21 protein-coding genes are annotated in these 20,523 nt (G+C 64.2%); 8 read left to right on the top strand and 13 right to left on the bottom strand.

Going from position 1 to position 20,523, the window contains the following annotated elements; translation table 11 throughout:
- Positions 1-38 precede the first annotated feature (38 nt).
- Positions 39-1,148, top strand: coding sequence for a glycine cleavage system aminomethyltransferase GcvT (gene gcvT, locus RSO41_RS03790; RefSeq protein ID WP_315617743.1), 1,110 nt, complete (start codon positions 39-41; stop codon positions 1,146-1,148).
- 196 nt (positions 1,149-1,344) lie between these two features.
- On the opposite strand, the gene RSO41_RS03785 is transcribed toward gcvT, so the two are convergent.
- The 7 genes from RSO41_RS03785 to RSO41_RS03755 all read right to left on the bottom strand — a co-directional run bounded on the left by RSO41_RS03785 (position 1,345) and on the right by RSO41_RS03755 (position 8,672).
- Positions 1,345-1,974: an alpha-ketoglutarate-dependent dioxygenase AlkB family protein gene (locus RSO41_RS03785; RefSeq protein ID WP_315617742.1), complete on the bottom strand. Its 630-nt coding sequence runs from the start codon at positions 1,972-1,974 to the stop codon at positions 1,345-1,347.
- Between the two features lie 24 nt (positions 1,975-1,998).
- Positions 1,999-2,541: a phosphatase PAP2 family protein gene (locus RSO41_RS03780; protein WP_315617741.1), complete on the bottom strand. Its 543-nt coding sequence runs from the start codon at positions 2,539-2,541 to the stop codon at positions 1,999-2,001.
- The gene (locus RSO41_RS03775) at positions 2,513-3,670 is read right to left on the bottom strand and encodes a glycosyltransferase family 1 protein (RefSeq protein WP_315617740.1); all 1,158 of its coding nucleotides are present in this window, start codon (positions 3,668-3,670) and stop codon (positions 2,513-2,515) included. The genes RSO41_RS03780 and RSO41_RS03775 overlap by 29 nt, the downstream gene beginning before the upstream one ends.
- Before the next feature lie 111 nt (positions 3,671-3,781).
- Positions 3,782-4,705: a murein hydrolase activator EnvC family protein gene (locus tag RSO41_RS03770; RefSeq protein WP_315617739.1), complete on the bottom strand. Its 924-nt coding sequence runs from the start codon at positions 4,703-4,705 to the stop codon at positions 3,782-3,784.
- Entirely contained in the window at positions 4,654-5,523 is an 870-nt protein-coding gene (locus tag RSO41_RS03765) for an acetyltransferase (protein WP_315617738.1), read from the bottom strand. Before RSO41_RS03765 ends, RSO41_RS03770 begins: the two co-directional genes overlap by 52 nt.
- 153 nt (positions 5,524-5,676) lie before the next feature.
- Positions 5,677-7,626 (bottom strand): acetoacetate--CoA ligase, encoded by a 1,950-nt coding sequence (locus tag RSO41_RS03760; protein WP_315617737.1) that lies wholly within the window; start codon positions 7,624-7,626, stop codon positions 5,677-5,679.
- Between the two features lie 131 nt (positions 7,627-7,757).
- Positions 7,758-8,672: a LysR family transcriptional regulator gene (locus tag RSO41_RS03755; RefSeq protein ID WP_315617736.1), complete on the bottom strand. Its 915-nt coding sequence runs from the start codon at positions 8,670-8,672 to the stop codon at positions 7,758-7,760.
- A 176-nt stretch (positions 8,673-8,848) separates the two neighbouring features.
- On the opposite strand from RSO41_RS03755, the gene RSO41_RS03750 reads away from it, so the two are divergent.
- Together RSO41_RS03750 and RSO41_RS03745 are read left to right on the top strand one after the other, a co-directional pair.
- A complete protein-coding gene (locus tag RSO41_RS03750) occupies positions 8,849-9,550 on the top strand; it encodes a CoA transferase subunit A (RefSeq protein WP_315617735.1) in 702 nt (233 codons plus the stop codon).
- Between the two features lie 190 nt (positions 9,551-9,740).
- The gene (locus tag RSO41_RS03745; RefSeq protein WP_315617734.1) at positions 9,741-10,403 is read left to right on the top strand and encodes a CoA transferase subunit B; all 663 of its coding nucleotides are present in this window, start codon (positions 9,741-9,743) and stop codon (positions 10,401-10,403) included.
- A gap of 192 nt (positions 10,404-10,595) precedes the next feature.
- On the opposite strand, the gene RSO41_RS03740 is transcribed toward RSO41_RS03745, so the two are convergent.
- From RSO41_RS03740 to RSO41_RS03730, 3 genes are all read right to left on the bottom strand, one after another.
- Positions 10,596-11,357: a DUF1338 domain-containing protein gene (locus tag RSO41_RS03740; protein WP_315617733.1), complete on the bottom strand. Its 762-nt coding sequence runs from the start codon at positions 11,355-11,357 to the stop codon at positions 10,596-10,598.
- Between the two features lie 297 nt (positions 11,358-11,654).
- Positions 11,655-11,927 (bottom strand): GrxA family glutaredoxin, encoded by a 273-nt coding sequence (locus tag RSO41_RS03735; RefSeq protein ID WP_315617732.1) that lies wholly within the window; start codon positions 11,925-11,927, stop codon positions 11,655-11,657.
- A 131-nt stretch (positions 11,928-12,058) separates the two neighbouring features.
- Positions 12,059-12,880 carry an inositol monophosphatase family protein gene (locus RSO41_RS03730; RefSeq protein WP_315617731.1) on the bottom strand — a complete coding sequence of 274 codons (822 nt, stop codon included), beginning with the start codon at positions 12,878-12,880 and terminating at the stop codon, positions 12,059-12,061.
- A 217-nt stretch (positions 12,881-13,097) separates the two neighbouring features.
- Here RSO41_RS03730 and RSO41_RS03725 point away from each other — a divergent pair, with 217 nt between their 5' ends.
- Positions 13,098-13,868 (top strand): 3-hydroxybutyrate dehydrogenase, encoded by a 771-nt coding sequence (locus tag RSO41_RS03725; RefSeq protein WP_315617730.1) that lies wholly within the window; start codon positions 13,098-13,100, stop codon positions 13,866-13,868.
- Between the two features lie 46 nt (positions 13,869-13,914).
- Here RSO41_RS03725 and RSO41_RS03720 read toward each other — a convergent pair whose 3' ends face one another.
- Together RSO41_RS03720 and RSO41_RS03715 are read right to left on the bottom strand one after the other, a co-directional pair.
- The gene (locus RSO41_RS03720) at positions 13,915-14,229 is read right to left on the bottom strand and encodes a helix-turn-helix transcriptional regulator (protein WP_315617729.1); all 315 of its coding nucleotides are present in this window, start codon (positions 14,227-14,229) and stop codon (positions 13,915-13,917) included.
- On the bottom strand, positions 14,226-15,572 hold the full coding sequence (locus RSO41_RS03715) for a type II toxin-antitoxin system HipA family toxin (protein ID WP_315617728.1): 1,347 nt from the start codon (positions 15,570-15,572) through the stop codon (positions 14,226-14,228). The genes RSO41_RS03720 and RSO41_RS03715 overlap by 4 nt, the downstream gene beginning before the upstream one ends.
- Positions 15,573-15,755: 183 nt before the next feature.
- Here RSO41_RS03715 and RSO41_RS03710 point away from each other — a divergent pair, with 183 nt between their 5' ends.
- Positions 15,756-16,517: a TatD family hydrolase gene (locus RSO41_RS03710; RefSeq protein WP_315617727.1), complete on the top strand. Its 762-nt coding sequence runs from the start codon at positions 15,756-15,758 to the stop codon at positions 16,515-16,517.
- A 10-nt stretch (positions 16,518-16,527) separates the two neighbouring features.
- On the opposite strand, the gene RSO41_RS03705 is transcribed toward RSO41_RS03710, so the two are convergent.
- A complete protein-coding gene (locus tag RSO41_RS03705) occupies positions 16,528-17,565 on the bottom strand; it encodes a folate-binding protein (RefSeq protein ID WP_315617726.1) in 1,038 nt (345 codons plus the stop codon).
- 210 nt (positions 17,566-17,775) lie between these two features.
- Here RSO41_RS03705 and RSO41_RS03700 point away from each other — a divergent pair, with 210 nt between their 5' ends.
- From RSO41_RS03700 to uvrB, 3 genes are all read left to right on the top strand, one after another.
- The gene (locus RSO41_RS03700) at positions 17,776-17,973 is read left to right on the top strand and encodes a hypothetical protein (RefSeq protein ID WP_315617725.1); all 198 of its coding nucleotides are present in this window, start codon (positions 17,776-17,778) and stop codon (positions 17,971-17,973) included.
- Complete coding sequence (locus RSO41_RS03695; RefSeq protein WP_315617724.1) at positions 17,974-18,378, top strand: OsmC family protein; 405 nt, start codon at positions 17,974-17,976, stop codon at positions 18,376-18,378.
- An 87-nt stretch (positions 18,379-18,465) separates the two neighbouring features.
- Entirely contained in the window at positions 18,466-20,487 is a 2,022-nt protein-coding gene (gene uvrB / locus RSO41_RS03690) for an excinuclease ABC subunit UvrB (RefSeq protein WP_315617723.1), read from the top strand.
- The last annotated feature ends 36 nt before the right edge of the window (positions 20,488-20,523 follow it).

Genomic DNA, 20,523 nt, shown 5'->3' with positions numbered 1-20,523 from the left:
CATGCTCATTCGATTTCATGGGAAAGGTTAGCGAACCGATGAACGAACAACGCAAGACGCCGCTCTTCGATCTGCATATGGAGCTCGGAGCACGAATGGTCCCCTTCGCGGGATATTCGATGCCCGTGCAATACGAACTCGGCGTCAAGAAGGAACACGAGCATACCCGCCGAGCCTGCGGGTTGTTCGACGTCTCTCACATGGGGCAGGTGTTGCTGCGGGGGCCGAGACCGGCCGAGGCACTGGAAGCACTGGTTCCGGCAGATCTGGTCGGGTTGCCCGATGGCCGGCAGCGTTACGGTCTGTTCACCGCCGAGGATGGCGGCATTCTCGACGATCTGATGATCGTCAATGCCGGCGAGCATCTTTATCTGGTGGTGAATGCCGCCTGCAAGGAGCAGGATATCGCCCACCTGCGTCGTGGCCTGCCCGATCACGACATCGAGGTGCTGGATCGCGGTCTGCTGGCCTTGCAGGGGCCCGAAGCCGCATCGGTGATGCAGCGACTGTGTCCCGAGGCCGTCGAGATGGTGTTCATGCAGCATGGTCGCTTCACTCTCGACGGGGTCGAGGTATGGATCAGCCGCAGCGGTTATACCGGCGAGGATGGTTTCGAGATTTCCGTGCCTGCCGAGCAGACCGATGCACTGGCCCGGCGTCTGCTGGCCGAGGAAGAGGTCGAGGCGATCGGTCTGGGCGCGCGGGACTCTCTGCGTCTCGAGGCCGGGTTGTGTCTCTACGGTCACGATATCGATACCACGACGACCCCGGTGGAAGGCGGCCTGATATGGGCCATCGGCAAGCCGCGTCGTCGAGAGGGCGAACGCCCCGGTGGTTTTCCCGGAGCCGATCTCATCCTGCATCAGGTGGCCGAAAAGGATCACCAGCGCAAGCGGGTGGGTCTGCTGGGTGAGGGCCGTGCCCCGGTCAGGGAAGGGGTGGAGCTGTATGATGGCGACGGCAACGCGATCGGTGTCGTGTGTTCCGGTGGCTTCGGTCCGAGCATCGGGCGTCCAGTGGCCATGGGCTACGTGGCGATCGAACAGTCGACCATCGATACCGTCGTCTACGCGGAGGTGCGTGGCAAGCGCTTGCCGATGACGGTGACCAGAATGCCCTTCGTGAAGCCGGGCTATTATCGCGGTTGATGATCGCGGCTGCGAATTATACCGTTATCTACCATTGAAATGGTGACGAACAGAACGGCTGCCCTCGAGGGTGGCCGTTTTTTTATCCGGGATTGATCGAATATGGCGCCCAAGAGCGTATTCTCAAGCGTTCAATGCTAATGAGCGCCGGGGATAAGACGAAGCGAGGGTCATTCGCCATGGGGCTAAGGAAACGCTAAGTACGCGTCGTCGCCGGTGGGTCGATCCAGCGGAACGTCAGGCTGATCCGTAGCCCCCGGTGTCGTCGGGTGGGCAGGCTGTGTTCGAGCCGCGACTGTACGCCGGCTCCCATCAGCAACAGGCTGCCGTGGGGCTGATCGACATTGAAGGCCGGGGCATGTCGGTCCTTCCAGCGAAATCGCAGGGGACGATCGGCGCCCAGGCTCACGGCAGCGATCAAGGGAGATTCGCCGAGTTCAGGCTCATTGTCGCTGTGCCAGCCCATGCGGTCCTGGCCATCGGCGTACCGGTTGAGCAGCACGCTGTTGAAGCGCGCCTTGACGCCACCGATGGCCAGACGCCGCCGGACGGCATCACGAATACCGAGCACGTCGGGATGCCAGGGGGCCGGCGAGAAATGCCGGCCCGAGTAGCGATAGCCGGCATCGCCCATCCAGACCTGCCGACGGGGAATCGGGTGTTCGCGCCCATACAGCCGCAGGGTCGGACACTGCCAGTCGAGGTCGGCGTCGAGACGATGCAGGGCCGTCGTGGCATCGGCATCGTCCAGCAACGCCGCATGACGGATCAGCGGCGGCGAATCCAGCAGGATCTCGCCGCCACTTTCATGGAGCAAGCGTGACATGCGCTCAGCATGCCACGGCGTGCCTCAGCCGGCCAGGTGCAGGCTACCCATCGCAAAGGCGTAACCGATGGCGGCACCGGCGAGGACATCGCTGATGTAGTGCAGGCCGAGTCCGACGCGTGAAATGGCGATCAAGGAAACGATCGGCAGCAGCCAGGGGGCGAGCCAGGGAGTATGCATGGCGGTCAGTGCCAGAAACATGACCGCATGCATGGTATGACCGCTGGGAAAGCTGTAGCGGTCCCGGGCCGGTTCATTGCAGGCAATGGTGCGAAAGGTGATGAAAGGGCGCTCGCGACACAGCCGGGTCTTGACCAGTCGATAGAAGGCGATGGCGGCCAGAGCCGTGATGACGTACTGGGCCATCAGGCGCCAGCCTGCCGGCCCGTCATGGAACAGGGGCTGCAGCAGTATCAGTCCCACCCAGAGCGACCAGTCTCCGGCCCGGCTGGCCAGCCTCAAGGTCGCCAGCCAACGTCGATAGATGCTGAAACCGGCCATCCATTGGCAGAGTTGCCATTCCAGCAGGTCGAGCCGTTCAAACACGGCAGGGGTGCGTGGTCTCATCGGACACCTCCCGGGCGAGGTTCAGTGCGGCGAGGAAGTCGTCGGTGATGGCGGGCCAACGGTATTGCAGCGCCCGTTCACGGGCCGCCCGGCCCAGCCGAGCGTAGCGTGCCGGCTGCTGGCTGAGGGCAACGGCGGCGTCACGGAAGCCGTCATCGTCGCCGACGGTCAGGCTGACGCCGTTGATGTCGTCGTTGATGAGTTCGGCCCCGGCGGCATGGCGAAAGGCGATGACGGCCAGGCCGCTGGCCATGGCCTCGAGCACCACATTGCCCCATGTCTCGGAGATCGACGGGAAGATGAAGAGATCGGCGCTGGCATAGTGCCGAGCCAGGCTCTGCGGGTCGATGAAACCGGTGAAGTGGACATCGGGCAGGGCTTTTTCCATGCTGCTTCGGCCCGGGCCATCACCGACCACCACGATGCTCATTTCGGGCCGGGCCGCCAGCATGGCGGCGAAGGTATCGCGCAGCAGGTCGAGGTTCTTCTCCGGCGCCAGCCGGCCGACGTAGAGGGCTACCGGTCGGTGCTCGTCGCTGCGCCAGCTTTCGCGAAGGTCGGGGCTGCGATGTGCCGGCGAAAAGGCCTCGCCGTCGATGCCTCGCGCCATGACGCGGACATTCTCGAACCCCTTCGAGGTCAGCTCCGAGGCCTGTCGGTGCGTCGGCACCAGGGTGCCGGCACAGCGATTGTGGAAATGGCGCAGGCGTCGTGTGACCAGTGGTGAAAGCCAGCCGATGCCGTAGTCGCGGCAGTAGTGATCGAAGTTGGTGTGCCAGCCACTGACGACGGGGATGTCGAGCCGTTCGGCCGTGCGCAGTGCTGACCAGCCCAGAGGTCCCTCGGTGGCCACATAGATGACGTCGGGGCGCGTTTCCGTCCAGAAGCGCTGCAGGCGCCGGCCCGCCGGCAAGCCGAGACGCACCTCGCGATACCCCGGCATCGAGAATCCCCTGACCTGAAGTTCGGCACTCATGCCGTCGGCCGGGTGCTTCGGCCCGGCGGGGGCGGGGCGTACCAGCTGCAGGGTCGCGTTGCGCCTCAGCAGCTCGGCGCTCAATTGGTTCAGGGTATGGGCGACACCGTTGATATCCGGTGACCAGGTTTCGCTGACCAGGCAGATGCGCATGTCGATCCTCGTGCCGTCCGGCGCCGGAATGGCGTCCTTTGGCACCGACCATGCCCGGTGTCGATGACAGCCGGGCGACAGCAAGATGAAGAGCCGATGACGCGGCCGCCTTCAGCGCAGTACTTCGAGGGGGTCCATCGGCTTGCCACCGTGGCGCATGTCGAACAGCAGCTCGTGGCGACCGCTGTCGGCCTTTGCGACGACGCATAGCGGGGTACCGCGGTCGACGTCCTGACCGCTGTCGACGAACAGCCGATCGCATCGGGCATACACGCTCTGCAAGTTGCCCGGGTGATGGACGATGACGACCTGGCCGAGCTGGCGCATGCTGTCGGCGAAACGCACTTGCCCATCGGCCACGGCCTTGGCGCGCGCCGACTCGCCGGTGGCCAGCAACATGGGTTGCAGGGTCCCGTGGGCATCCTTGCCGAAACGCCGCGTCACGTCATAGTCGTCGAGTGGCCAGGGCCACCCCTTGGCGTCATCGGGCATGGTGCCGGGGTCGGGCAGGCGAGCCGGCGTCGTGGGTGGCGGGTTCGATGCCGTGCTGCCGCTCGAGGAAGCGGTGTCACCAAGGGGGACCTGGATCAATTGGCCGACCTTGAGGTCGGTGGGGGTGACGCCGGCATTTGCCGCGACCACGCGCTCCGGGACGGCGCCGAAGCGACGTGCCACCGAGGTAAAGGTATCGCCGGGACGTATCTGATAGCGATAGGGGCCCCCGGAGGGAGCGCGTTCTCGTTGGCCGGGCACGAGGACGCGTTGACCGACAGCCAGTCCCCGCGGGTCGATACCCGGATTGAAGCGTTGCAGCCTGACGAGCGGGACCTCGGCACGCTGGGCAATGCTGCCCAGGGTGTCGCCGCGGCGGATGGAGACCCACTCGCCGGCGATGCCGGCATGGGCGCCGCGGGTCGCGTCGCTGGCGTCGTTCGATGTCGAAGGCTGGCCGGCGCAGCCGGCCAACAGGGTGAACAGCAGTATCAGCGCGAATCGAGGGCGGCGTCCTTTGCCTGCCACAGGGCGTTGAGCCATGAGTGGAAGCGTTCCTTGTAGTTCGAGTCTTGGTGATAGTCGCCGGTCTGCATCCAGTCGGGCACCGAGAGATGGCGTGCCCGGAGGTGGATGAGCCCCTCCTGGCCGCACAGGAATCGCCAGAAGTGCGGGTCGGGGGTATCGTAGCTCAAGGTGACATCGAGGATGCCGCCGAGCCGGTTGCCGAGCAAGCCGACGACCTGGGCGATGCCGCCGGCCCTGGGCGGGAGCAGGTGCCGGTAAGGGCTATGACGGGCGGCATGCTTGGCAGGCGTGAACCGGGTGCCTTCGACGAAGTTGTAGATGGCGATGGGGCGCTCTCGGGCATGGCGACACATGCGCTCGGTGGCTTCGCGATCGCGGCGCGCCAGGTGAGGGTGACGTTCGCGTTGTTCCCGGGTCAGGCGCCTGAGCATCGGAAACTCCAGGGCCCAGAAGGCCAGTCCGACGACGGGGATCCAGATCAACTGGCGCTTGACGAAGAAGTGCGGCATGGGGATGCGCCGATGCAGGGCCATCAGCAACACGAAGATATCGGTCCAGCTGCGATGGTTGGAAAGCACCAGCCACCAGTCGTCGCGACTCAGACCGTCGGGCAGCTCAAGATCCAGACGGGGTGACAGCCAGCGGCGCATCCACCAGAGGTTGACGTCCAGCCACCAGCGGGCGACGGCATTGAGCCCCGCGAGTACCCGCCTTCGCAAGGGGCGCCCCGGGGTGACGAGCTTGAGCAGGGTGAGCGCGACCAGCGGCATCGCCCAGAACAGGGTGTTGAGAGTCAGCAGCAGCAGGCTGACGATCCCTTTCAGGGTCGACATGCCGGTTACCTCCATGAGCGTCATCAGCCCGCAATGCTAATGGAGAATGTGCCTGGTCGCCAGGCGAGATCCCCGAGAGGTAGGGCGATCGCCGTTGGGGCAGCCCGAGCGACAACGCTTGACGACGATAGCCCTGCCCCGGGGTACGGCGGATCAGTCGCGCAACTCGGGCAACGACTCGAACAGCGACAACGCCTCGGGGTTGGCCAGGGCCTCGCGGTTCTTGACCGGGCGGCCATGGACCACGTTGCGGACTGCCAGTTCGACGAGCTTTCCCGAGAGCGTGCGCGGCAGGTCGTCGACCTGGATGATGCGGGCCGGCACATGTCGAGGGGTGGTATTGGCGCGAATGGTCGTCCGGATCTCGTCGCGCAGGGCGTCATCGAGGGTCAGGTCGTCTCGTAACCGTACGAACAGCACCACGCGGATATCGTCGCCCCATTCCTGGCCGATGCACAGTGACTCCAGTACCTCCTCGACCTTCTCGACCTGACGATAGATCTCGGCGGTACCGATTCTGACTCCACCGGGGTTAAGCACGGCATCGGAGCGGCCGTGGATGATCACACCATCCTCCGGGGTGATCTCGGCGTAATCGCCGTGAGCCCAGATACCGGGAAAGGTAGCGAAATAGGCGTCGTGATAGCGTTCGCCATCCGGGTCGTTCCAGAATCCGATCGGCATCGCGGGGAAGGGACGGGTGCAGACGAGCTCGCCCTTTTCGCCGCGCAGCGGTCGCCCGTCGTCGTCGAAGACGTCCACGGCCATGCCCAGACCTCGGCATTGCAGTTGGCCCCGGTGGACCGGGCGTATCGGGCACCCCAGGGCAAAGCAGGAAACGATATCGGTGCCGCCGGATATCGAAGCCAGCAAGAGGTCGTGCTTGATGTCGCGGTAGACATAGTCGAAGGACTCGTGAGACAGCGCCGAGCCCGTGGAGAGGATGGCGCGCAGCGATGTCAGGTCGTGATCTCGCCCGGGGGCGAGCCCTTCTTTCTCGCAGGCGGCCAGGTAGCGGGCGCTGGTCCCGAATACCGTGATGCCTTCGCGGGCGGCGATTCGCCACAGGACCTCGGTGTCGGGAGCGAAGGCGGCGCCATCGAACAGTACCAGGGTCGCACCACTGGCCAGTCCGGACACTAGCCAGTTCCACATCATCCAGCCGCAGGTGGTGTAGTAGAAGAGGGTATCCGAGGCCGACAGGTCGGTATGCAGGCGGTGTTCCTTGAGATGCTGGAGCAGGGTGCCGCCGGCACTGTGGACGATGCACTTGGGTGTGCCGGTGGTGCCCGATGAGTAGAGAATGTAGAGCGGGTGGTCGAAGGGCCGCGGGAGGAAGTCGATTTCCTCGGCGTCATTGTCGAGGTAGTCATCCCAGGCCACTGCGCCGGGAATGTCGTCCAGCGACGGGCTTTCCTCGAGGAAGGGGAACACCACCAGGCTGTCGAGCCCATCGAGGGCGCGGGCGATCTCGCCCAGTCGAGGGCGGGTATCGATGGGCTTGCCGTTCCAGGTGTAGCCATCGGCGGCGATCAATACCCGGGGAGTGATCTGGCCGAAGCGGTCGAGAACGCCCTGAAAGCCGAAGTCCGGCGAGCAGGACGACCAGACGGCGCCGAGGCTTGCTGTCGCCAGCATGGCGATTACGGCGTGCTCGCTGTTGGGGACGAAACCGGCGACCCGATCGCCCGGCTCAACGCCGTCGTCGCGCAGCGCCCGGGCGAGTCGGGCGACGCGTCGATAGAGTTCGGCATGGCTCAGCTCGCGACGGCGTCCACGCTCATCGTGGGCGATCAGGGCCGGTGCCTTGTCGCGGCGCCGCAGCAGGTTGGCGGCGAAGTTGAGGCGAGCCTCGGGAAACCAGCGTGCCCCCGGCATGGCATCGGCAGCCTCGAGCACCGACTCCCCGCGGTGCTCGGCGACGATCTCGAAACTGTCCCAGAGCAGAGACCAGAAGTCATCGGGGTGTTCGACGCTCCAGGCATGGAGGTCAGCGTAATCACGGAGCTGCGCGCCATGTTCGGCCTCGATGCGGCGCATCAGGGCCGCCATGTGCGTGGCAGCGATGGACTCGGAGGAGGGTTGCCAGAGTGGAGCCTTCATGTCGTTCCTCTCATCGGGTCTCGGACGACGTGTGCCGGGCGGCGGGCGCCGGCGATTTATTCAGCGTTTCCCAAGCTTAGCAGCCTGAGCGTGTCGATCGCGTCATGGGGAGGTGATACAGGCGATGGCATTCAGCGCCGGGTCCCCGGGGTCGCCAGCGTCGGCGGCGTGACGCCATCGCGAAGCACGTTGCGCAGTGCCTGGGCGGCCACCGAGAGCTCACCGGTTCTCGGCGAGAGTACGCCGACCGGCCGTTCGATGATTGGGGAATGCAGTGGCAGGCAGCGTGCACCGAGCTCGTGCATCTGATCGATACACAGCGATGGTACGGCGCTGACCCCCAGGCCATCGGCCACCATGCGTCCCACCGTGGTCAACTGATGGCTCTCGAAGGCCACTGCCAGTGAAATGCCGTCATCGGCGAGGCGACGTTCGAGCATCCGCCGCACCATGGAGGGACGTTGCAAGGTGATGAAATCCTGCGTCAACAGCTGGGTCCAGTCGAGGTCATCGCGGTCGGCGAGCGGGGAATCGGCGGGCACGACGGCGACGAAGCGGTCCACGAAGAGAGGGTCGACCCATAGCGTTTCGCTGGCTTCGGGCTCGAAGGCAATCCCCAGTTCGACGCGTCCCTGGCGGACCATGTCGATGACATCTTCGTTGATCACATCATGCACGGTGACATTGATACCGGGATGACGCTGGCGAAAGCTGGCCAGCAAGGCAGGGAGCTGGTTTCCGGCGAAGGAGGGCATGGCGGCTACCGCCACACTGCCGAGTCGCAATGTGAAGCGTTGGCGCAACATTTCCTCGGTGTTGTCCCAGTCGGCCAGCAGGCGCTTGGCCAGCGGCAGCAGCGTCTCGCCCTCCGGGGTCAGGCGCACGCTGCGTGTGCTGCGGTTGAGCAGCCGTCCGCCGAGCGTGTCCTCGAGTCCCTTGATGGTCAGGCTGAGTGCCGGTTGCGAGAGGTGAAGCCGCTCACAGGCCTGGGTGAAGCTGAGGGTCTGGGCCACGGCGAGAAAGGCCCGGAGCTGCTTGACGGTCATGATGGGCGCCTCATGGCGATGTGATTTATTTGTTTTAACAAATAAATGATAAGAAAAACAAACTTAACAAATAGATGGCTTGCCCATGACACTGCAGGACGAAGGTTTCGTGAGGACGGAACGCCGACAACGTTGCAGTGCTCCCACCATTCCCTGGCAATCATCGAGGCACCGATATGGCCGGATTCGACAAGCGTGTAGATTCCTATGAGGCGGCGATGGCCGGCCTCGAGAGTGGCATGACCCTCATCGCCGGCGGCTTCGGGCTGTGCGGCATCCCCGAGAACCTGATCAACGAGATCAAGCGACGCGGCGCCAAGGACCTGACGGTCTACTCCAACAACTGCGGTGTCGACGGCTTTGGCCTCGGGGTTCTGCTCGAAGACAGGCAGATCCGCGCTATCCACGCGTCCTACGTGGGCGAGAACGCGCTCTTCGAACAGCAGATGCTGGAAGGCGAGATCGAGGTCGTGCTCACCCCCCAGGGGACCCTGGCCGAAAAGATGCGGGCCGGTGGCGCGGGCATTCCCGCCTTCTATACCGCTACCGGTTATGGCACGCCCATCGGCGAGGGCAAGGAAGTCCGCGAGTTCAATGGCCGCCCTTGTATCCTCGAGGAGTCGGTGGTCGGCGACTTCGCCATCGTCAAGGGCTGGAAAGCTGATCGTTACGGCAATGTCGTCTACCGGGACACGGCTCAGAACTTCAATCCGCTGGCTGCCACCGCTGGCCGTGTCACCGTGGTCGAGGTGGAAGAGATCGTCGAGCCCGGCGAGCTGCGGCCCGATCAGATCCATACCCCGGGGATCTATGTCGACCGGATCATTCAGGGCAGCTTCGAGAAGCGTATCGAGAAGCGCACCGTGCACCAGGGCTGAGAGCTCTTTCGACCCGTCAAGAAATGAGCTTTTCCGGCGACAAGTCTTCGCGAGGGCGCTGTAAACCCATCCTTGGGCGCTACTTTTGCCATCCATGGCAAAAGACCCTCGCTCCGCCTTGTCCCCGGCGCTCATCCAGCCCGAGGCCGGGGAACTCCCTCACCCCTTACAAGATACAAGAGGCATCAAGATGGCACTGACTCGCGAACAGATGGCAAGGCGCGTGGCGCGCGAACTCGAGGACGGTTTCTACGTCAACCTGGGCATCGGTATCCCGACCCTGGTGGCCAACTACGTCCCCGACGACATCGACGTCATGCTGCAATCCGAGAACGGCCTGCTCGGCATGGGGCGCTTTCCCACCGAGGAGGAACTCGATCCGGACATGATCAATGCCGGCAAGCAGACCGTCACCGCGCGCCCCGGCGCGGCGATCTTCTCCTCGGCGGAATCCTTCGCGATGATCCGCGGCGGACATGTCGATCTCACCGTGCTCGGCGCCTTCGAGATCGATCAACACGGCAACATCGCTTCCTGGATGATTCCCGGCAAGCTGATCAAGGGCATGGGCGGCGCCATGGACCTGGTGGCCGGGGCCGAGAACATCATCTGCACCATGACCCATGCCTCCAAGCACGGTGAATCGAAGCTGCTCGAACAGTGCACCCTGCCGCTGACCGGCGCCGGCTGCATCAATCGCGTGCTGACCGATCTGGCCTACCTGGAGATCGAGGGTGGCGCCTTCGTGCTCAAGGAACGCGCCCCGGGGGTCAGCGTCGAAGAGATCCAGGAAAAGACCGCCGGGCAGCTGGTGGTGCCCGAGCATGTGCCTGAGATGACCTTCGTCGACTGAGCCATGCCGACGACGGCCCTTCGGGGCCGTCCGACGATCTGCTTGTCGAAAATCTGACCATTTCGAGTCAGGGGGCGCCGGCAAGCCCCCCATGAGTGTTTCTACCAGGGCGATTCACAGCGTTATCCACAGAAACTGTGGATGGACGTGATGCGCTGCATCGACACCGGGAGGATCAGGCGCGGGGTACCATCAATCCAGTTCGCAGAGGGTATGGTGTGGCAGGAGCAGTTCGACGCTGCGCTCCTGGTTGGCATTGACCCGTTTCTGTACCAGTGCCAGTCCCCCCAGCGGGATACGGTGGAGGTCGCCGTCGGCGAAGGGCAGACGTTGCGAATGGGTCGCGTAAAAGCGGTAATCGAGCAGCGGCGAGACAGGAAAGATGCCGCGATGGCGGTCGGCGTCGCCGGAAAAACCGGTCTGACGCAGCCGCTCGTCGAGATGTTCGATATCGTGGTCGAGATGACGGCAGTCGAATCCCGTGTGATGGACACGGGTACCCATTACCGCGAGCCAGCCTGCCAGTGGATGCGCGTCCGCCAGAGCACGATAGTCATCCCAGCTCGGCATGGGCCATGGGCGTCCTCCGCAGGACAATGATTCGGGGGGGGTATCGGCGCGGTCGACGAGTCGACGCAGGCGCTCCCTGGGACGGCGAGACAGAGTACCCAGTTGCAGTTCGGCAAGTACCAGCCAGGGGGCCACCGGGTCGGTCGGCTCCAGCAGCGTGACCAGCAGGCCGCGGTCGGCCATCGCATAGCGGTGACGGGGTTGGTAGCCGTGTTCCGCCAGGATCGGCAGTAGCGCTTCCATGGCCCAGGGACCGTGACTGAGCGTGAGCAGGGTCAGATACTCTGCTCTCGCCGTCACCGGCCAGAGACGCAGACCGCCGATATCCGGCTGGTGGTGAACATAATCCAGCCACAATTGCTGGATAAGCGCTTCCCGTTGCATCTTCGATCCTTAATGCCGACGCCCTGTGCGGTTCCGAAAGCGCTGCGATTCTGTGCCGTCGTCCGTGACGGTCACATTTCGGGCTGCATGATCAGAGGCTCTCCTGGCCGCTGCCAAACGCCCGCGAAACGCTGATGCGCTTTCCCCGGTGCTCGAATATGAAGATTGTAAACGGCTTCGGTGTGGGGAGATTCAACGAGGGGGGCAGGGGGATGGGGACGGCTTCAACGCGTTTCGACTAGGGCACCGGCAAAAAAAGGCCGCCTGTACAGACGGCCTTTCTCGAGATGGCCATGCTCATTGCGTGGTGGTGGCCAAGAGTCCCTGTTCGGTGACGTACTGATCGAACTCGGTGAAACCGCCGATGTGCGTCTGATCGGCAAAGATCTGGGGCACCGTCGTCACTGGCTTGCCGATGGTCTTTTCCATGTCGGCCTTGGTGATGCCTTCCTCGTGGATATCCACGTAGCGAAAGCCATCGATGGCGCCGGCGCTTTCCAGCTTTTCGGCGAGTGCCTGGGCGCGGACGCAGAACGGGCAGGCGGGGCGGCCGAAGATGACGACGAACATCAGCTGTCTCCTTGCATCGCGGGATGCATGAATGAAATGGATCGAGGGAGTCGGTCGATATTGTGACCGAGCGGTCGGCATTTGGCCAATAGCACCGCCGAAAGGTCATCATTGTGCCAGGCTATCGGCCGTCACCAGGATGAAAGCTCACTGGCATCGGCGCGGCGCAGTAGATCGCCCAGTTCGTCGTGCAGTCCGGGGCTGCTGACCAGCAGGTTCTCGCCGTAGAGATCCTCGGGGATGCCGCCCGGACCAGGGTAGAGGTGGCCGGTCCGGGCGCCGGCTTCCCGGGCGATCAGCAGTCCGGCGGCGAAGTCCCAGGGAGAGACACTTTCGTAGTAGGCATCCAGCCGGCCGCAGGCGACATCGCATAGGTCGAGGGCGGCCGAGCCATTGCGACGCACATCCTGGCAATGGGTCAACACGGCCATCAGGCGGCGCATCAATGGTGGACGGCTGTCACGTCGGTATGGAAAGCCGGTACCCACCAGAGCCCGTTCGAGCTGCGGTGACCGGCTGGCCTGGATCGGTTCGCCGTTGCACCAGGCGCCATGACCGGCCAATGCCGTGTAGGTCTCGTCGAGGAAGGGAGCGTGCACCACGCCGAGACGCAGATGTCCGCCGCTGGCCCAGCCGATGGAGACAGCCACATGGCGAAGCCCATGGGCGAAGTTGACGGTGCCGTCGATAGGGTCCACCACCCAGAGTGCCCGGGGGGCTTCCAGCGCCTCTCGGTCCGGAGCCAGTTCCTCGCTGAGGCGCTGCTCGTCGGGAAAGTCGGATGCGAGTCGTTCGCTGATATAGGTATCCACCTCGACATCGGCGTCGGTCACCAACTCCTGCCCATCCTTGTAGCGCTGGCCGAAATCCTGGTCCGCGCGTGCGTCGCGGATCATGCGGCCGGCCTGCCGGGCAATGTCCTCGGCGATTTCCAGTCGTTGCTCGGGGGTCATGGTCGCTGGCTCCTCGGCGTCGGTATCTCGTTACGTCAGTGTCCTGTATCACGTTCCGGCTGTCGAATGTCGATCCTCGTGCATGATAGGCAGGTCAACGGGCTTTGCCCTATGCTGATGTCGTTTTCCGTGTGCGTGACGACAGTTCGTCATGCGTTTTCTTGATCAGCATCTCTTGTACAGTCTTCCGAGCCGTCGTTATGAATGAGGAGTCGTCATGAATGGCAATGCCCCGACACCCCGCGTCGCCCTGGTCACCGGCACCAGCAGTGGTATCGGTGAGGCGGTGGTCCGCCACTTCTGCGAGCAGGGGATCCAGGTACTGGCCGTGGACTTCAATCCGGCCGGCGAAGACGTCGCCGAACGTGCCGGTGCTGCCTTCCATCAGGCCGATCTCACCGATGGAGACGCCTGCCGCGCCGCGGTGCAGGATGCGATACAGCGTTTCGGTCATCTCGATATCCTGGTCAATAACGCCGGCATCCAGCATGTCTCGCCCATCGAGACCTTTCCCGAGGACAAGTGGCGGCACATCATCGACTTGATGCTGACCGCGCCCTTCCTGCTGACCCAGGCCGCCTGGCCTTCCATGCGAGAGAATGGCTGGGGGCGCATCATCAACATTGCGTCGGTGCATGCCCAGGTCGCATCGCCCGGCAAGGCGGCCTATGTCAGCGCCAAGCATGGCATGATCGGCCTGACCAGGACGGCGGCACTCGAAGGAGGCGAGCAGGGCATCACCGCCAATGCTCTCTGTCCGGCCTACGTCAAGACACCGCTGGTCGACAACCAGATCGCCGATCAGGCGCGGATGCACGGTATGGAAGAGCAGGAGGTCATCGAGCAGATCATGCTCAAGAATGCCGCCGTGAAACGATTGATCGACCCCGGTGAGGTCGCTTCGCTGGTCGGTTACCTGGCATCCGATGCCGCCGGTGCCGTCACGGGGGCCAGTTGGAACATCGATCTGGGGTGGACGGCTCAGTAGGGCACGACACGCTGCCGGAAACGCCCTGACCCCGGCCATCCGCTGGTCAGGACGAGACGTCTTCGAGCAGCGCCGCCAGCAGTTCGGGCTGCCGCGGCAGAAGCCCGACCCTCAGCCCCAGCGGCCGGAAGACCCGGTCCAGGCTCGCCATCGACGCATTGCCCGCGTTGCGCTCGATGTCCGACAGGGTGCGCCGACTGACCCCGACCCGCTCGGCGTAGGCCTTCTGGGTCAGCCCCAGAACCTCGCGGCGCAGGGTGCGCAGCACGCGGCCTTCGGTCGTCTCGCCACGGATCAGCAGGTGCAGTTGCTCGAGCAGCGCCGCCTGGCGTTCGTCTGGAGAGCGCAGCCGAGGCTTCATGTCAGCCCCCAGCGCGCCAGTCGGCGGTCGAGACCGGTCAGGCCTACCGCCGGCATGTCGAGAATCCTCTCCGGCACGCCGCGTTTCGCCAGACGCTCGCGCAGCCCGCGTAGGCGGCCGCCCAGTTCGCACAGCTCGACCATCAACCGATCCGGCGCCACCAAGTCGCTCAGGTGGTCGGCGACTGCCGGCCAGTCGACGTCGCCACCTCGTTCCAGCTCGGGTCCCCACTGGGTGGTGCGGGTGATGCCCTCCGGGTCGGCCTTCATGGGCGCGAAGTCGTAGACCGGGGCATGCCAGATGCTCTCGGGACGCTTGAGTAGCGCGGCGTTGCGGCCATGATTGTCGGAGTTGCCGAAGGCCAGGTTGAGCAGGTCGCGCTTGACCCATTCGCTGACGAAGCCGGCGGTATCGAAGTGGGCGCTACCCCCGCGAACCCGTTGTTGCCCCTCCAGTAGCATTACCAGGCGGCGGATGACTGCCGGGTGGCGAAGGTGAGTTCCGGGAGCGACGCCGAGCAGCGCATAGACCGACTCCAGACCATGGCGGTGCAGACGACCCTGATGCCACCCGACGTCGAAGCGGGGTAGCCACAGCGACGGATAACGGTCTCCCTCGCGGAGTTCCAGCCCGTCGGCGGGGATGGTGTCGATGCCCAGGGCATGCAGTTCACGGTAATAGTAGTACTCGGCGCGCAGGATGTCGCAGTCGTCATCGCTGCGCCGTCCCCGTGGAAACTTGACCAGGTAGTGGGCATCCGGCGTGATCGCGTCATCCTGCCAGGTGTCGATCCAGACCTTGTCGCCCGGCGCGCGCCGCACCAGCAGCTTGGGGGCCTCGCCGCCAGCGCCGGTGGCCCCGCCGCTGGCGGCCCCCATCTGCTGGGCATATTCTAGAAAGTCGGTGTGTCGTTCCAGTACGTCCGCGATCGGGAAGCGCAGCGCCTCGAGCGCGTTGCCGGCTGGCCGTGGTGGGACCGCCTCGCGGATGCGCAGGTTACCGACCGGGGCGATGGTGCCACGCCGCAGCAGTGCGCTGTCCTGCTCGCCGGGGGGAAGGTCCTGCAGACCCAGGTGGTCGATCCAGTAGCGGCGGCTGGCGCCGGCCGGCATGATGTCTTCCAGGAAGCCAAACCATCGACTCCCATCATGGGTCATCATCAGTTCGACGGGGAGGGACAGGCTGCAGGCATGCTCGTCGTCGTGAAACATCCAGTCCAGGGCGTAGTCCTGAAGGTAGCCGAGCCGAACGGGACCCCGGGTGCCTTGGGCGGGATTGGGTATCTCCAGCAGGGCCGCATCCCGCCAGTCGGCCTGGTGGTGGATCTGAATGGTCAGTTTCATAAGGGTCAGCTTTGAGCAGTATGGTGCTCAGAATAAGACAGAGTGGTGGGTTTTGAGAAGTATATGACGCAATATTTTGAGGGTGAGGGGTTTTTGAGCAACATATCGCGCAACAGGAGTGCTGAAAGCGAAAAGAAAAAACCTTGACCCCATGCTGTCGGGATTCATGCTAGCTTCCAGCCTATGCTTATCGACGCCCATTGCCATCTGGATTTCCCCGATTTTGACGCTGATCGCGAGGCGGTGCTGGCGCGTGCGCGGGCGTCGGGCGTCGGGCATGTCGTGGTGCCGGGCACCCAGCGTCGATACTGGGACAGGGTGCTGGCGCTGGGCGAGCGGGACGAGCTCAGTGTCTGCCTGGGGCTGCATCCCTACTTCATGGACGAGCACCGGGAAGGTGACGTCGAGGCCTTGGCGGCGGCGCTGGATCGGCATCCCGGGGCGGTGGCGCTGGGCGAGTGCGGCATCGATGCGCGTTTTGTCGATAGGCTCGACGCGCAATGGCGCCTGTTCGATGCCCAGATACGCTTGGCGAGACAGCGGCACCTGCCCTTGGTCATTCACTGCGTGCGCGCCAACGACCAGGTCGCCAAGCGTCTACGCCAGCTCGCGTCTCCGGCTGGCGGGTTGATCCATGCCTTCGCCGGTTCTCCCGAACAGGCCATGGCCTTTTGCCGGCTGGGGTTCGTGGTGGGGCTGGGCGGGGCCGTGACGCATGACCGTGCCAGGCGGCTGCATCGTGCCGTGGCCGCGTTGCCTGATGGTGGCTATGTACTGGAGACCGACAGCCCCGACATGCCGCTTGCCGGCCATCGGGGCGAGCGCAACGAGCCAGCTCGGGTGGCCGAGGTATGCCGGGTCGTGGCCGAGCTGCGAGGCCAGCCTTTCGAGCGGGTGGCGGCGGACAGCTCGGCGACGGCGAATCGGCTGTTCGGCCTGGGTTGAGGCCGCCTGCTCAGTGCTTCTCCGCCAGTTGCTCCGGGTCGAGACGCTCAAGGGGGTAGGGAAGCTTGAGCAGCTTTAACTTCTGGCCGGCCACCCTCAAGGGCTCGTTGGGCTCCCGGGTGCTCATCACCGCCAGAATCTCGGCTTGGCCATAGGCATCCAGTTCGGCGCTGACCACTTCGCCGAGGCGCTTCTCGGCGGCATCCGTGATGGCGCTGCCCGATTCGGGGAGGAGGTCTCCGTCGAGCTGGGCACGCATCAGGCGCTTCTTGACCTGGCCGCGGAAGTGCGCTCGTGCGACGACTTCCTGGCCGGTGTAGCAGCCTTTCTTGAAGCTGATGCCGCCCAGGGCTTCCCAGTTGATCATCTGCGGCAGGTAGCTGTCGCGCTGGCCGGCATCCAGCCAGACCAGCCCGGCCTGAATGTCGTGCAGGCGCCAGGTGGCGCTATCGATCGGCGTGACCTGGGCGGCCAGTCGCGACCAGGTTGCTTCGGCGTCCGATGCCGGCAGGCAGACCAGCAATCGAGGGACTGGGCCGGGGTGTCCGATCACCTGGCAGCCATCCCGGTCGACCTGGCGCCAGGCACCAGGCGGTGCCACATCCAGAAGGGCTTCGGCGACGGCCGGCGCTTCATGGCCGAACAGGCCGATCAGGGCGAGGTCATCGCGAGGCGTCAGTTCAACCTGATAGAAGGGGGCGAACTTGGCGAGGTGTTCGGTCAGCGAGGCGACGAGCTCGTGGTGGGTCAACAGGCGATAGTGGCCCGGTGCCACGCGCCACACCTGGACGTTGGCCAGGACACGACCCTTGGGCGTGCAGAAGCATCCCAGTGGGGCGAAATCGCCGTCGACCAGCGAGAGCTGGGCGCTGGTCTGCCCCTGGAGAAAGCGTTCGGCACCATCGCCCACGACATCGAGGATGCCGAGGTGGACGAGAGGGGTCATCACCGGGCCGTCCAGTGCCCGGCGAGCCGGCTCGGAGGTCTCGAAGACGACACTGGCGCCGTCTTCGAGACGACCGCCTGTTCGAGCGATCCAGTCGTTCATGTCGGGATCCTTGTCACATCTGCCATGCGCGGCGTTCATAAGGGAAACACTGAAGCTTCACTATGCTCGGCTGTTTATACAGCATTTCCTAAGGGGTACGGATGAAAGAGATGCGGGCGAGGCGGCGGGAATGCAAGTGTCGCGGGTCAGTCGTACGGGCGTCATGCTAGACTCGAAGGCCAATGTTCGAAGGTCAATGGAGCCGGATACATGGCGCAGCTGTCCCTGGGGTTCAAGGGCGTCGAGAACGCCGATCAGGTCAATCGCATCACCACCGCCCTGATGATGCTGGACGGGGTCGAGAGTGTCGAGGTGGGGCGCCATGGCGCCGATGTGGATGGCAATGTGCGTCGTCAGGCACTGATCGAGGCGATCCAGTCGCTTGGTCTGGGCATCGAGGTATCCTGAATGAGCATACGACTACGCAGCGAGCGGGATGGCCAATTGCGCGAGCGGGCCACCATCGAGAGTTTCGAGGATCTGCTCGTCGATGTGCCCGAGGCATACGGGGGCGATGGCCTGGCGCCGGACCCTCATGATTATTTCGACCTCTCCCTGGGGGCCTGCAAGGCCATCACGGCCCGAATGTATGCACGACGCAAGGGCTGGCCGCTGGAGAGCGTCGAGGTCACGGTCAACCGCGATGAACGCGATGAGGCCCGCGGTGTCTATCGCCTCGAGGTCATCATGCGCTTCCATGGTGACCTGGACGAGACGCAGCGGGAGCGGCTCGAGGAAATCAGCGACAAGTGCCCGATACATCGTCTGATGACGACGTCCGAGGTCGAGATCACGACGCGCCGCACGTCATGACGGGATGCCTCGACCGTCATGGGGTCCGGTCACCAGGGGAATAAACGCCCGCCCGACTCGGGCGATTCGTTATAGCAGGGAGCACCGATGAGCAAGTCGTTTCGTCTGGAATCGAAGTTCAAGCCTGCCGGGGACCAACCCGCGGCCATCGACGGCCTGGTCAATGGCCTCGAGGCCGGCCTGGCTCACCAGACCCTGCTGGGCGTGACCGGGTCGGGCAAGACCTTCACCATGGCCAATGTCGTCGAGCGCCTGCAGCGCCCGACCATCGTCATGGCGCCGAACAAGACCCTGGCTGCCCAGTTGTATGGCGAGTTCAAGGCGTTCTTCCCTGAAAACGCCGTCGAGTATTTCGTTTCCTATTACGACTACTATCAGCCCGAGGCCTATGTGCCGTCCTCGGACACCTTCATCGAGAAGGATGCCTCGATCAACGATCATATCGAGCAGATGCGATTGTCCGCCACCAAGGCGTTGCTCGAACGTCGCGATGCGTTGATCGTGGTCTCGGTGTCGGCGATCTATGGCCTCGGTGATCCAGACCTCTATTTGAAGATGCGCCTGCACTTCAATCGTGGCGAACTGATCGACCAGCGTGCCTTCCTGCGGCGCCTGGCCGAACTCCAGTACACCCGCAATGACATGGATTTCAAGCGAGGGACCTACCGGGTACGCGGCGATGTCATCGATATCTTCCCGGCGGATGCCGAGGACGAGGCGGTGCGGGTCGAACTGTTCGACGACGAGATCGACCAGATCAGCCTGTTCGACCCGTTGACCGGTGAGGTGCGGGGCAAGGTGCCGCGCATGACCATTTATCCCAAGACGCACTACGTGACGCCGCGGGAAACCATCATGGGCGCCATCGATTCGATCAAGGAGGAGCTGGCCGAGCGCCTGGCCTGGATGCGGCAACACGACAAGCTGGTCGAAGCACAGCGACTCGAGCAGCGTTCGCTCTACGACATCGAAATGATGCTGGAGCTCGGTTACTGCAATGGCATCGAGAACTACTCCCGCTATCTGTCCGGGCGGGCACCCGGCGAGCCGCCGCCCACCTTCTTCGATTACCTGCCGGCGGATGCCTTGCTGTTCATCGATGAGTCCCACGTCAGCGTTCCTCAGGTCGGGGGCATGTACAAGGGCGACCGCTCGCGCAAGGAAACGCTGGTGGAATATGGCTTCCGCTTGCCTTCGGCGCTGGACAACCGGCCCATGACCTTCCAGGAATGGGAGCGTATCTGCCCCCAGGCGGTCTTCGTCTCGGCGACGCCCGGTCCCTACGAGGCCGAGCATGCCGGGCAGGTGGTGGAGCAGGTGGTGCGTCCCACCGGGCTGCTCGACCCCGAGATCGAGGTGCGGCCGGCCTCGACCCAGGTCGACGACCTGTTGTCGGAGGTGCGAGCGCGCAGTGCGGTGGAAGAACGTGTCCTGGTCACCACCCTGACCAAGCGTATGGCCGAGGACCTTACCGAGTACCTGGATGAGCACGATGTCAGGGTTCGATACCTGCACTCCGACATCGATACCGTCGAGCGCGTGGAGATCATCCGCGACCTCAGGCTCGGCAAGTTCGATGTGTTGGTGGGGATCAACCTGTTGCGCGAGGGCCTGGACATCCCCGAGGTCTCGCTGGTGGCGATACTCGATGCCGACAAGGAAGGCTTCTTGCGCAACGAGCGCTCGTTGATACAGACCATCGGTCGGGCGGCGCGCAATGCCCATGGCAAGGCAGTGCTCTATGGTGATCGGGTCACCGATTCCATGCGTCGTGCCATCGACGAGACCGAACGTCGACGTGCCAAGCAGCTCGCTCACAACGAGGAACATGGCATCACGCCCGAGACGGTATCCCGTTCGGTGGCGGATATCCTCGAGTCGGCCGAGGCCCCGGGGCGAAAGGGCAAGGGTCGCAAGACCGAGCGCAAAGTGGCCGAGGGCTCGGCGATCTACGATCCGGACTCACTGTCACCGGCAGAACTGCAGAAGGAGGTGACACGCCTGGAGGATGCCATGGTCGAGGCGGCGCAGAACCTCGAGTTCGAAGAGGCGGCACGGCTGCGGGATCGGCTGCATGAACTCAAGGAACGCCAGCTGGCAGTGGGTTGAGTCCGAGACTGATGCGTTCTTCATGATTTATACCGT

The sequence above is a fragment of the Halomonas sp. I1 genome (assembly GCF_032334135.1).
Lineage (GTDB): Bacteria > Pseudomonadota > Gammaproteobacteria > Pseudomonadales > Halomonadaceae > Halomonas.
This window is presented reverse-complemented; position numbering and strand designations above follow the sequence as displayed.